This window comes from Rhodovastum atsumiense (genome assembly GCF_937425535.1).
GTDB classification, from domain to species: Bacteria; Pseudomonadota; Alphaproteobacteria; order Acetobacterales; family Acetobacteraceae; genus Rhodovastum; species Rhodovastum atsumiense.
Genome location: NZ_OW485609.1, coordinates 1 through 10,690, shown reverse-complemented (window position 1 = coordinate 10,690; position 10,690 = coordinate 1). Strand labels below are relative to the sequence as shown.

General features: G+C 67.5%; 16 protein-coding genes. 11 read left to right on the top strand and 5 right to left on the bottom strand.

The window, feature by feature from the left end; all coding sequences use genetic code 11:
* Positions 1 to 169: 169 nt before the first annotated feature.
* On the top strand, positions 170 to 415 hold the full coding sequence (locus NBY65_RS33760) for a hypothetical protein (protein WP_150045692.1): 246 nt from the start codon (positions 170 to 172) through the stop codon (positions 413 to 415).
* A complete protein-coding gene (locus NBY65_RS33755; protein ID WP_150045693.1) occupies positions 412 to 657 on the top strand; it encodes a hypothetical protein in 246 nt (81 codons plus the stop codon). The genes NBY65_RS33760 and NBY65_RS33755 overlap by 4 nt, the downstream gene beginning before the upstream one ends.
* 97 nt (positions 658 to 754) lie before the next feature.
* On the opposite strand, the gene NBY65_RS33750 is transcribed toward NBY65_RS33755, so the two are convergent.
* Positions 755 to 1,213, bottom strand: a complete 459-nt coding sequence (locus NBY65_RS33750; protein ID WP_150045694.1) for a DUF6530 family protein — start codon at positions 1,211 to 1,213, stop codon at positions 755 to 757.
* Between the two features lie 198 nt (positions 1,214 to 1,411).
* Between NBY65_RS33750 and NBY65_RS33745 the strand changes: the two genes are divergently transcribed.
* The 9 genes from NBY65_RS33745 to NBY65_RS33710 all read left to right on the top strand — a co-directional run bounded on the left by NBY65_RS33745 (position 1,412) and on the right by NBY65_RS33710 (position 9,318).
* Positions 1,412 to 1,948 carry a MerR family transcriptional regulator gene (locus tag NBY65_RS33745; RefSeq protein ID WP_150045695.1) on the top strand — a complete coding sequence of 179 codons (537 nt, stop codon included), beginning with the start codon at positions 1,412 to 1,414 and terminating at the stop codon, positions 1,946 to 1,948.
* Positions 1,945 to 3,831 carry a prohead protease/major capsid protein fusion protein gene (locus tag NBY65_RS33740; RefSeq protein WP_150045696.1) on the top strand — a complete coding sequence of 629 codons (1,887 nt, stop codon included), beginning with the start codon at positions 1,945 to 1,947 and terminating at the stop codon, positions 3,829 to 3,831. The genes NBY65_RS33745 and NBY65_RS33740 overlap by 4 nt, the downstream gene beginning before the upstream one ends.
* 187 nt (positions 3,832 to 4,018) lie before the next feature.
* A complete protein-coding gene (locus NBY65_RS33735; protein WP_150045697.1) occupies positions 4,019 to 4,555 on the top strand; it encodes a head-tail joining protein in 537 nt (178 codons plus the stop codon).
* Entirely contained in the window at positions 4,552 to 4,728 is a 177-nt protein-coding gene (locus NBY65_RS33730) for a hypothetical protein (protein ID WP_162530915.1), read from the top strand. The genes NBY65_RS33735 and NBY65_RS33730 overlap by 4 nt, the downstream gene beginning before the upstream one ends.
* Before the next feature lie 360 nt (positions 4,729 to 5,088).
* Positions 5,089 to 5,394: a hypothetical protein gene (locus NBY65_RS33725; protein ID WP_150045698.1), complete on the top strand. Its 306-nt coding sequence runs from the start codon at positions 5,089 to 5,091 to the stop codon at positions 5,392 to 5,394.
* Positions 5,391 to 8,153, top strand: coding sequence for a DUF3987 domain-containing protein (locus tag NBY65_RS33720; RefSeq protein ID WP_150045699.1), 2,763 nt, complete (start codon positions 5,391 to 5,393; stop codon positions 8,151 to 8,153). The genes NBY65_RS33725 and NBY65_RS33720 overlap by 4 nt, the downstream gene beginning before the upstream one ends.
* A 134-nt stretch (positions 8,154 to 8,287) precedes the next feature.
* Positions 8,288 to 8,419, top strand: a complete 132-nt coding sequence (locus tag NBY65_RS34000) for a hypothetical protein (protein WP_284347532.1) — start codon at positions 8,288 to 8,290, stop codon at positions 8,417 to 8,419.
* Between the two features lie 366 nt (positions 8,420 to 8,785).
* Positions 8,786 to 9,067, top strand: coding sequence for a type II toxin-antitoxin system Phd/YefM family antitoxin (locus NBY65_RS33715; RefSeq protein WP_150045686.1), 282 nt, complete (start codon positions 8,786 to 8,788; stop codon positions 9,065 to 9,067).
* The gene (locus NBY65_RS33710) at positions 9,064 to 9,318 is read left to right on the top strand and encodes a type II toxin-antitoxin system RelE family toxin (protein WP_150045687.1); all 255 of its coding nucleotides are present in this window, start codon (positions 9,064 to 9,066) and stop codon (positions 9,316 to 9,318) included. Before NBY65_RS33715 ends, NBY65_RS33710 begins: the two co-directional genes overlap by 4 nt.
* Before the next feature lie 16 nt (positions 9,319 to 9,334).
* Here the strand turns inward: NBY65_RS33710 and NBY65_RS33705 are convergent, their stop codons facing one another.
* The 4 genes from NBY65_RS33705 to NBY65_RS33690 all read right to left on the bottom strand — a co-directional run.
* Positions 9,335 to 9,601, bottom strand: a complete 267-nt coding sequence (locus NBY65_RS33705) for a hypothetical protein (protein WP_150045688.1) — start codon at positions 9,599 to 9,601, stop codon at positions 9,335 to 9,337.
* A 19-nt stretch (positions 9,602 to 9,620) separates the two neighbouring features.
* The gene (locus NBY65_RS33700) at positions 9,621 to 9,872 is read right to left on the bottom strand and encodes a hypothetical protein (protein ID WP_150045689.1); all 252 of its coding nucleotides are present in this window, start codon (positions 9,870 to 9,872) and stop codon (positions 9,621 to 9,623) included.
* On the bottom strand, positions 9,853 to 10,470 hold the full coding sequence (locus NBY65_RS33695) for a ParA family protein (RefSeq protein ID WP_150045690.1): 618 nt from the start codon (positions 10,468 to 10,470) through the stop codon (positions 9,853 to 9,855). Before NBY65_RS33695 ends, NBY65_RS33700 begins: the two co-directional genes overlap by 20 nt.
* A gap of 18 nt (positions 10,471 to 10,488) precedes the next feature.
* Positions 10,489 to 10,690, bottom strand: a 202-nt coding sequence (locus tag NBY65_RS33690) for a hypothetical protein (protein WP_250266072.1), incomplete at its 5' end; no start/stop codon positions are given.

The following is a 10,690-nucleotide window of genomic DNA, read 5'->3' as shown; positions in this document are numbered from 1 at the left end:
AGCCCATCGCGCGCCGTCAGCGCGGTGGGACGGCTGAGTCCGATGGTGGGCTCAATTTCGTTGCCGAGATCGAGGCGTTGACCCGTCTATGGGTTGCCCGCAGGTGTCAGGCCGCGCCGCGCCCTGCATTGCGGGTGATCGAAGGCGGGCGCGCGCGGGGTGCCGCAGAATGAGCGCCGCCGACACGCCGGAAGCGTCGAGCACCCTGATGGAGATGGAGGCGCCCATCCGCGAGCTGCGCGGCCTAATCACCGCGCTCGTGCTGCTGGGCACCGTGAAGGAGCGGATTGACCCGGACGCCATCGGCGCCATTGCCAGCGCGATGGAAATGCGCGCCGAGGAACTGGAATCCCTTTGGGAAGGCGCGCGACAGGCAGCGCATGGGGCATCCGGCTGCTGCGGAAGCCGGGCATGAGCGCCGAAGCCCGCACCCGCGACCAGGTCAGGAACGAGGCGGAAGCGGCGATCTCTGGCGCGGTGAATGCGTTCAAGATCGTCAAGGTTCTTGCTGCCGAGAGCAACGGATCGAACAGCGTTGACGACTGCGCCCTCGAATGGCTCGCCGAAAAGGGGTTGGAGGAGGCGCGGGCGGCTTTCGATCTGCTGGAGGAGCTCGACAACCTGACCAGGCCAGCACGGGCACGGCCGCCAGGCTGATGGTTCGTTCGGATTAGCTGCTTATTCTCCTGGTCTGACTTTCTAATCTGTTCCGCAGGCATCGGCAGGTTTTCCTCCTGCCGATGCCTGCATTCTTTCAGATGATTCGATCTTTGCGGAGTTGGGCGAGCACGTCCGCTAGCTTGCTGAGCCGACGGCGCATGATGTGGTCGCCTGCTAATGTCCGGCTAAAACTGTCGCGTCGAGACGGGTTCCGCTCCCGGTCTGTCCTCTCAACAGTAATTGGTTCCGGTTGCTTCTCAAGAAAGTCAGCCGGTATTTCAAATGAATCTTTTCCGTGATTAAGAAGAGATAAAGCTAAAACCGTTGTTGCGTCAATTATTCTAGAAACTGGAAGTTCTTCCGACTGCCTTGACCACCTTTCTTCTGTGTGTCTTAGCGTTTTAACTGAGATTTCGTGGCTATCATACTGAGCCCAACCGACAGAAATATATTGGCAGTCCGTGTTGCCCGCGTAGTTCCCGTCATGGTGGAAATACGGGACCGCGAACACAGGCTGGTGGGCGAGGTGGAGGGGCAACTCAAGTTGAGGCATGGGCTGGCTCCTTTTCTGTTATCCAACTCGACTAAATTATCTAACTTTGGCTGGCAGTCAAGTTGGTTACAAATGTGTGTTATTGGCAGACATGATAAGCGGCAGTTATCGCGCGTGAGTTGGCATCTCATTCCGAATTCGATTGATCGCTATACAACGTAGCGCTATGTAAGGTAGCGATGGCTTACGGAGCGATCTATGCCAACTGAACTGACCAGCCGGGCCTATTCCCCCGCCGTCGTCACCGCTGCCCTGAACATCAATCCGGTGACACTGCGCTCCTGGCATGCCGACCCGATCCGGCTAGCCGCAGGCGCTGCGTCCGAGACCCGCGCGCGGCGCTACACGCTCGCCGACGTGGCCGCGATCCGCCTGGTTGCGCGCTGGTCGGGAGCGGACGGAGCGGGACTGGGAACGATGACTGTCCGGGGCGCGGCCGAGCAGGCGAATGCGCTGCTGCCGCACCTGTCCGAGACCGCACGCCGCATTGATGCCGAAGGATTCGATGCTGTTGATGCCGCGCGGCCAGTGGCGATCCTCTGGCCGGACGGGAGGGTCAATTCCTTCACCGCGGCTGCCGACTTCGCGAACAGCCTGCACAAGCGTGACCCAGACAATACGGTCCCGCTGGATTTCAGCGTCGTTGACCTTGTGGCTTCGCTACAGGCCGCGAGCGGCGACCTGTCCAACGATCCCGCATTCCGCGTACAGCAGGCTGAAGGGGGCGCCGAGTGAGCGCCACCACCACGGCGCCGCTGACCGTCACCCGCGCCATCTCGGCCCCGGCCAGCGTGGACGCCGCGAACCGCACCGTGGACGTGATCTGGTCCACGGGCGCCCGCGCCCGCAACGTCGTGCCCGGCCTGGGCACGATCACCGAAGAACTGGACATGTCCCCGAACGCCTGCCGGATGGATCGGCTGGCGTCGGGCCGCGCACCTGTCCTGAACACTCACCGCCGCGGTGATGCCCGCGACATCATCGGCCGCGTGGTGTCGGCTCGCATCGAAGGCGGGCGTGGCATCGCCACCATCCAGTTCTCGTCCGCGTCGGATGTGGAACCGATCTGGCAGCGGGTCGCCGACGGCACGGCCACGAACATCAGCGTGGGCTACCGGGTCGCCCGATACGACCAGGTCGCCGACCAGGCGCTCGGCGTCGTGCACCGGGCAGTGGACTGGGAGCCGTTCGAGATTTCGATCGTCCCGATTCCGGTGGACAACGGCGCCACCGTGCGCGGCATCACCGAGACCATCACCGAACCGCCGCCCGCTGCTGGTGAACCCATCTCGGCCGACCGCTCCGCAACCGACCTGTTCGTGGAGATGAACCGCGCCGAGGCCCACCGCCGCGCCGACCTCGACAACGCAGCCAACGCGGCGCGCGCCCTGCTCCCCGCCGCCACCGTGGACAACCTGCACCAGCGCGCCGTTGCCGAGCGGTGGACACCCGAAACCCTGAGGACCGCCCTGATGAATTCCCTGACCGCCAATTCCGGCCCGGTGATCTGCAGCGCCAACCCGAGCGCGCACGATCCGGCCATTACCCGCATGGCGCAGCGTGACGCCATGGCCGAGGCGATCGCCGCCCGCGTGACCGGGGCAGCCCTGTCCGCGGGGGCGAAGGAATTCGCGGGCATCTCCTGGGCCGACGCCGCACGCGAGATGATCCAGGGACAATCCGACGTTGACCGCGGTTTCCTCCGCAGCGCCGACCGCGTCATCACCCGCGCGATGCACACCACCAGCGACTTCCCGATCCTGGCCGGGGCGGTGGCGGGCAACATCGTCCGGACCGGCTTCCAGCGCGCCGAGGCGGCCATCAAGCAGATCGCCCGCATCCGCACCGACATCCCGGACTTCCGGACCATCACCATCACCGAGCTGGCGGGCGTGAACCGCCTCGACCTCGTCCGCGAATCCGGAGAGATCAAGGCAGGGACTGCGTTCGAAGGGAAGGAGACGTACAAGGTCTCGACCTTCGGCAAGCTGTTCCACATGTCCCGCGAGCTGATGGTCAACGACAGCACCGGGGCGCTGAACGCCATGGCCGTGCTGGGCGCCGCTGCGGCCGAGACCGAGGCGCAGGAGCTGGTGGCGCTGCTGGCACAGAACAGCGGCAACGGCCCGACCATGAGCGACGGCCAGCCCATGTTCCGGACCGCGTCGAACAACCTCGCCTCGACCGGAACCGCAATCGACCTGACCAACGTTGCGGCGGCGCGCGCGGCGATGCGGCTTCAGAAGGATCGGGGCGGCAACCTCGTCAATCTCGGCGACCAGGTGCGCATCCTCGTCGCCGTCAACGATGAACTCGCCGCGCGCCAGATGACCATCCAGACGGCGGTGGTGACGAATGCACAGGAAAACGTCTTCGCCCCCTTCATCCAGCCCATCGTGGAACCGCGACTGGCCGGGCGGGCGTGGTACCTGTTCGCCGATCCAAGCGTCGCCCCCGTGATCGAGCTGGCCTATCTCGTGGGCAGCAACGGCGTCCCGAGCGTCGAGCCGTTCAATGCCGTGGACAAGCTCGGATACACGTTCCGCGTTGTTCATGACTTCGGCGTCGGCGCCGTCTCTCGCGTCGGCTGCTACAAGAACCCCGGCGTGTCTGCCTGACGAAATGAGCGGCGGCGCGGTACTCCTGGCGCGCCGTCCGCCATGTTCGGTGGCACCCGACCGGAGCGGAGCGACTGCCGCAGTGCCCGGACAAGTCGGCGAGTGTCCGCAACAACCCCGACAGCCGATGGCCGAACTCCTGCGGCGCGATCGGCAACTTCCCTTCATACCGCTGGGGACTTCCTGAATGGCGGATCGTAACCTCTCCGCGGCGCAGACCATCCCGCCGCTGACCCACACAGGCGGCATGGTGCGGGTGATCGCGGGCATGTCCGCATCGCAGGCGCTGCCAGCACCGACGCACGACGCCCGCATGGCGGCAATCGTCTCGCTCGGTGGCGGGCAGGTAATGCCTGCGTTGACCATGCAGGCATCGGCGATCGTCTTCGGCGATCCCTGGCCGACGCCACCGCCACCGCGACGCCTGACCGCCTTCGATCGGGCCGCCCGGCTGCTGCACCGAGACCGGAACGTCGGCACCGACGCCGAGTATCGCAAGCCCAACACCGCCTGGGTGCCGCTGCGCATCGTGGTGTCCAGGTCCAGCAATGACCTCGGCACTGCCAGGGGCGACGCCATCTCGGCCGACATCCTGACCACCGACGCCGCACCACGCCGCGGTGACGAGCTGCGGATCGGCGGCACGGTCTATCGGATCGAGGAGGTGGAGCCGGACGGGATCGGCGTGTCGGTGCGCTGCACGCTGGGGACGGTGGCGTCATGACCACGGCGCAGGCAGATGGGCGCGCGGTGTCGGTGCTGCTCACCACGGGCGAGCTGGCGATGCTGCTGCGGAGCCTGACGAATACCGCAGCGCTGGCCGAGGCCGCCGGGGACATCGCCACGGCCACACGCCTATTCGCACGCGTGGACGAGCTGCAAGAGGTGGAGGCATGAACCGGCACCAGCGACGCGCCGCTACGGCGCAGAATCGGCAACAGCCTGGCCGAACCGACCTGATCGGCCTGTCCCTCGACATCCTCGCCAACGTCGCGGCGCCGACAGCAACAGGAGCCACGCTGATCCTGCCGTCCGGGGGAAGCCTTTACCTCCCGGCCGAGACCGCGCGGGCCTGGTGCGGCAAGTCCGTTGGCGCGGGGACGGCACACGCTGAGGGCACAATGCGATGACGCCCTTCCCTCAAGCCGATTCTCATGGCAGACCCGCAAACGGTTGGGGCCGCTCCTGGCAGAGCGGCCCCGTAAACCTCGCCGGGTGGCACCGGCGCGATCAATGCGGCGCTGGAGGCCGCAGGACATGGAACATCTGAACGACGCCCATGCGTTGGGCGACGATTACGCCAACGCGCCCGGTACTGTCCAGGGTGATGCACCCATCCTTCCTGCCTATCGGGTTGGTTCCGACACGTATGTGATCTGGTGCACCCACTGCCGCCGCTGGCACCGGCACGGCGCGGCGATGGCGGGACACCGGGTTGCGCACTGCACCACGCCCCGCTCGCCCTACTCGGCGACCGGCTACGTCCTTGAGGACGCCGGTCCGGCCACTGACGCCATCCTGGCCGACATGCGGCGGCGGAAGCCGCGGGGGGTGGCACGATGAACGCGATGAACGGCGCCCATGCCGTGGGCAGTGAACGCCCGAACGCAGCCCCCCGGCCCATCAACGAGCACGCGATCCCGCTGGCGCGATTGCCGATCAGGGTTTCGCGGTTCACGACCGCCACCCCGACCGGCCCTGCAATGGGCGACACGGAGCGGCTGACATGGAAGGCATTCACGCGCCTGTTCGGGCGGCGCCGCGAGGGCAGCAAAGACGGACCGAACATCGTCCTGGCGACGTTCCGGCCGGAGCCTGACGGGCGAGTCCGGCGCCTGAAGGCGAACGTCACGACCAGGACCGCCATCGCCCTGGACCTGGAGATGAACAAGGACACCGGGGATGTGCCGCCCCCCTTCCCGGAGGCAGTGGCGCGAGTGAAGGCCGCCGGATGGGCTGGCGTGGTCTACACCAGCCACAACCACGACCCGGAAGAACCACGGTACCGGATCGTGCTGCCACTGTCCGAGGAGATCGCGCCCGACCTGCCCGCGCCGGAAGTGGTGGCGGAGCTGCTGGGGCTTCGCGGGGTGCTGGACGAGTCGAAGCTCGGCGCCTCATCCGTGTTCTACCTCCCGAGCGGCGAGCCCGGGCGCCTGGCGCACCATGAGACCGAGATCATCCCCGGCCGCCCCGTTGACGCGGGCTGGATGCGGGAGAATGCGGGCGCCCTCCTGGCACGGCGCGAGGCCGAACGGGAGCGGCTACGGGCGGAAGCGCTGGCCGAGGCGGAGCGGCGACGGGCGGAGCGGCGCAAGCAGGGATACGACCCAGACGCCTCCATCATCGAAGCCGTACGCGACCGCCTCGACCTCGAGGCCGAGCTGGTCGCACATGGCTACGAGCGGAAGGGCGAGGGGCGATACCTCTACCCCGGATCAGAGACCGGCGTGCCCGGCGTCTATGTCCTCCGCGGCAGCGACGGCATCCAGCGCGCCTACAGCCACCACGCCGCCGACCCGCTGGCCGCGGGCAATCTGCCGAGCTGGTGCCGGGCAAAGGCGGTGGACGCGGTGGACGTGGTGACGATCCTCGACCACGGAGGCGACCTGAAGACCGCATTGCGGGAGCTGGCGAAGCGGTTCGGGATCGAGACCAGAGCCCGGCGCCCTGAGGAACCGCCTCCACCCTCCGGATACGAAGGACCGGAAGCCGAGGAAGAAATCGCTCCTCCTGCTGTCCCGGCGCAGCGGCGAGAGGGCGACACCGCCTCGTGGCCGGAACCTCTCGACTTCCTCACCGACGCCGAGTTGACCGGCGTCCCCGAGCTGCGGCCCGACCACATCCCCACCGCGATCGCCCCCTTTGTCTTCGACACCGCCGCCCGCATGGGTGTCGACCCGGCCGCCGTCGCCCTCTCCGCGCTGGTGTCTCTGGCCAGCGTCATCTCGGACGAATGGCAGATCCAGCCGAAGGCGTACGACGACACGTGGACCGAGGCCCCGCGCATCTGGGGAGCCATCGTCGGCGACCCGTCCATGCTGAAGACGCCGATCATCCGCGCCGCAACCGCTCCGATTGACAAGATGGAGGCGGAAGCCCGCGAGCGGCACGACCAGGCCATGCGCCGCTACCGGGCCGAGATGAAGGCATGGAAGGAAGCCGGGTCCGATCCCGAGGCCGAACCGAAGTCGCCGCGCCTCGACCGCTATCTGGTGGAGGGCACCACCACCGAGGCCCTGACCGAAGCCTTGCGCGACGATTGGCAGGCCACCCAGCACGCCCCCGCCGGGAAGGTGCTGGTGCGCCAGGACGAGATGTCCGAGTGGATCGCCAGCTTCGACCGCTACCGCTCCGGCGGCCGCGGCGGCGCCGACCGGGGCGCCTACCTGCGCCTCTACAACGGCGGGCGCTTCACCATCGACCGGGTGAACCGGGGCACCTTCGCGGTGCCGAACTGGTCAGCCTGCGTGCTCGGCGGCATCCAGCCCGGCCCCATCCGGCAGATCGCCAGCGAGGCCGCCGACGACGGATTGCTCCAACGCTTCTGCTACTGCGTCCCGGCTCACCAGGGGCGCGGAGAGGACCGGAGACCCAACGGGGACGCCCTTGCCCGGTATCGTGCCCTGTTCCCTGCCCTGGCCGCCCTGAAGCCTCCCGCCGGGTTCGGTAACACGACTCCCCGTCCCGTCGTGCTGCACGCCGAGGCGCACGCGCACCGGCTGGAAGTCCTTGATCTGGCGGAAGCCCTGGCAGCCATGCCGGACGCCAGCGACCGCCTGAAGTCGGCCCTGGGCAAGTGGCCCGGCCTGTGGGCCCGCCTGACCCTGCTGTTCCACCTGATCGAGCTGGCCGACGCCAGGGCGCGAGGGGAGGGGGCGTTTGTCGACAATGTCAGCAGGGGGGCTGCGACAACGTCGACACGCTACATGCGGGACATCCTGCTTCCCCATCTGCTCCGGGCCGAGGCCGTCATGTTCGCCACGGCACAGACCGGGCATGCGCGGTGGATCGCTGGCTTCATCCTGTCCAGGGGCGAGCCGCGCATCGCGACGCGAGACATCATCCGGGCATACCGTGCCCTTCAGGCTCCAGAGAAGCGCAAGGAACTTCAGGAGGTTATGGCGAGCCTGGAGGCGATGGGATGGGTCCGCGCAGAGCCTGCACGGGAAGGGCGCGAGGTGACTGCCTGGGAGGTGAACCCGCTCGTTCACACTGGCTTCGCGGCAAGAGCACAGCAGGAGCGGGAGGCCAGGGAAGCAACCAAGACGCGCATCCGGGCAACCCTTGAACGGCACCTGAAACGGGGGGGGACGCAGTGATGTCGACATTGTCGCTTGCGCGCGTGAAGACGGTAAGGCGTTTCCGCCCTCCCTCTTCTTCTCAGTCGCCTCCTTTCCCTCCTCACGCGCGCGCAAGCGACAATGTCGACAAACCGCGCCACCAGCCCCCGGGATTGGCCGACTTCCTCGCCCTTGCAGATCGTCTTGCCCGGCTGCGCCCCGACTGGACTCACCCCGAGGCGTTCTTCGAAGCCCGGTCCGACCTGGTCGCCGAGCTGCGACGGCTGGCGCGGGAGGCGGCATGACCTACCCGGCGCGCGACCTTCAGGTTCTCCCCCAGCCCGGCCATATGCGGGCAGCCAGCGCGCGCCGTGTCGCAAGGTACCAACCTTGCCTGAGGGTTCCGCCGCCGAGGTAGCGCCGGATGAGGTGATGCTACGCCGGGAGGTGTTCCCGCCAAGCGATACGGCGCGCCCTGGCCAGCCGCATTCCTGACGGCGGCGACCAGGACCCCGGAGAAGAATGCGCCGGGAGATGACGCGCCTGGCAGCACGGCGCGCGCAGGCCGCCCGCTTTCGCTCGGCACCAGATGGGACCCCGCCGCCGCCCGCCCGTGCATTCCGGGGCGCCATCCCCTATATGTCCGAGATGTACAACTCGGACAGAACGCCATGCCACCCCGTTCCATGACCACCGCCGTTGCCCGCGACCGCTTGGCCGAGGCCGTCAACCGCGTGGCCTTCGGGAAGGAGCGGATCACCATCACCCGCAGGGGCAAGGCCCTGGCCGCCGTGGTGCCGATCGAGGACCTGGCCGCCCTGGAGGCCCTGGAGGATGCGCGGGATGCAGCCGAAATCCGCGCCCGGCTGGAGGAGTGGCGGGAGAGCGGCGAGGCGGCGGTGTCCCTGGAGGAAGTCGCCCGTCGGCACGGCGTCGCGCTGTCCGGCAAGTGACTTGGCGCGTCTCCTTCACGCCGAAGGCCGAGCGCGAGCTGGCGGCCCTCGACGGACGGGTCCGGACCCGCATCCTGACCGCCCTTGCCCGGCTACAGGGCGACCCCTTTACCGCGCCCAACGTGAAGGCCCTGGTCGGTGGTGGTCACCGTCTCCGCGTGGGTGATTGGCGCGTGCTGTTCGAGGTGATGGGCGACCAGCTTGTGGTGCTGGTGGTGAAGGTTGGGCACCGCCGCGAGGTGTATCGGTGACCACCAGGGGGTGACCTCAACTCACCTCCTGTCCGGCCGCACAGGTGCCGCGCTGGCGGCTTTGCTTTTTCACCGTCAACAGACTGGTGCTGGGGCCTCGTCCCCCCGTTACACCAACTTTAGGTAACGCCGTTTCGGGATTGGGTAACGCAAATTCCGGGCGGCCGGGTAACACAAAATCCGAGGCGTGCAACACATTTCCCGAGATTCGTTGACGCGCAGATGGGGGCGCATAAGCGTTGATGCGTTGATGCGTTGTTTCACGTGAAACACCGAAGCGCATCAGCGCTCCGGTGCCACCGTCAGCCGCCGTTCCTATCCAGATACTCGCCGAGCGCTGCCTCGATCAGTGCCTGATGGGTCAGGCGGCGGCCCTGCCGTTCCTCGACCTGGGCCACGTACCGCCGGAGGCGCCGGTACTGCTCCGCTGTCAGGCGCAGGCTCAGGGTGTGCGCATATGCCTTCGGCTCGGCGATGCCGGGAGGTGTGGCGGGTAGCGTGGCATCCTCCTTGGGGACCGCAAGCGCGGCGAGATCAGATTTCGGTCGGGGCATTGCGCTCCTCCATCATCGTTTGCGTGTAGGCGAACAGGTCGCGCACCTCGTCAGCGGCCTTGCCCGTGAACTCGACAGCCGCCTTGCCTTCGATCGCGGCCGCCGGGAAGTCGGCCCGGAATCCGAGATGCGCCGGAGCAACCCGGCCGAGTGCCGCGAGCTGGCGCACCGCGCTGTCAGTCAGCCGGGACCGGGCCGGGACCTGGGACAGCACGAACGCCCATTGCCGCCCGGCAAGACTGCGCGCGATCGGCGCTGCGCCGAGCAAGTCATCTGGCGTTGGCCGCACGGGCACCAGCACCAGGTCGGCGCGGCCGAGGAGCTGGCGCAGGTAAGGCGGCTGTCCGGGTGGGGTGTCCACCACCAGCAGATCAACGCCAGCCGCAGCAAGCTCGGCTCCGGTGTCGGTGGGCTCGAACCGGACCAGGACAGGCGCTTCTGCGGCTCGGCGTCGGAACCAGCCGGACGTGGTGCCCTGCGGATCCAGATCGGCGAGTGCCACCGTCAGCCCTGCCATGGTGCCAGAGACGGCGACCTCGCGGGCAAGAGTACTTTTGCCACTGCCGCCCTTGGGTGTGTGCGCCACAAGAATGAACATGGCCGCAGCATAGGGCGCTCATGCGCTGATGCACAGACCCACGCATATCGACGCATCAGTAATGATTGAAGCATTGATGCGTTGATGGACTTTCGATAAACACCCCTGCCCGCCGATGGCAGGCGGCCCGGAGAGGCGGTGCAACGCCTCGATCCGGGCCTGACCAGATCGAGCTAATGGAGAGCCCGGATCATGGCCGATCCTGAGGATAGCACTTCCA

Excerpts from the sequence above, each read along its gene's own strand:
- NBY65_RS33760 (WP_150045692.1), top strand. The coding sequence starts at position 170 with ATGAGCGCCGCCGACACGCCGGAAGCGTCGAGCACCCTGATGGAGATG.
- NBY65_RS33755 (WP_150045693.1), top strand. The coding sequence starts at position 412 with ATGAGCGCCGAAGCCCGCACCCGCGACCAGGTCAGGAACGAGGCGGAA.
- NBY65_RS33750 (WP_150045694.1), bottom strand. The coding sequence starts at position 1,213 with ATGCCTCAACTTGAGTTGCCCCTCCACCTCGCCCACCAGCCTGTGTTC.
- NBY65_RS33745 (WP_150045695.1), top strand. The coding sequence starts at position 1,412 with ATGCCAACTGAACTGACCAGCCGGGCCTATTCCCCCGCCGTCGTCACC.
- NBY65_RS33735 (WP_150045697.1), top strand. The coding sequence starts at position 4,019 with ATGGCGGATCGTAACCTCTCCGCGGCGCAGACCATCCCGCCGCTGACC.
- NBY65_RS33730 (WP_162530915.1), top strand. The coding sequence starts at position 4,552 with ATGACCACGGCGCAGGCAGATGGGCGCGCGGTGTCGGTGCTGCTCACC.
- NBY65_RS33725 (WP_150045698.1), top strand. The coding sequence starts at position 5,089 with ATGGAACATCTGAACGACGCCCATGCGTTGGGCGACGATTACGCCAAC.
- NBY65_RS33720 (WP_150045699.1), top strand. The coding sequence starts at position 5,391 with ATGAACGCGATGAACGGCGCCCATGCCGTGGGCAGTGAACGCCCGAAC.
- NBY65_RS33715 (WP_150045686.1), top strand. The coding sequence starts at position 8,786 with ATGCCACCCCGTTCCATGACCACCGCCGTTGCCCGCGACCGCTTGGCC.
- NBY65_RS33705 (WP_150045688.1), bottom strand. The coding sequence starts at position 9,601 with ATGCGCTTCGGTGTTTCACGTGAAACAACGCATCAACGCATCAACGCT.
- NBY65_RS33700 (WP_150045689.1), bottom strand. The coding sequence starts at position 9,872 with ATGCCCCGACCGAAATCTGATCTCGCCGCGCTTGCGGTCCCCAAGGAG.
- NBY65_RS33695 (WP_150045690.1), bottom strand. The coding sequence starts at position 10,470 with ATGTTCATTCTTGTGGCGCACACACCCAAGGGCGGCAGTGGCAAAAGT.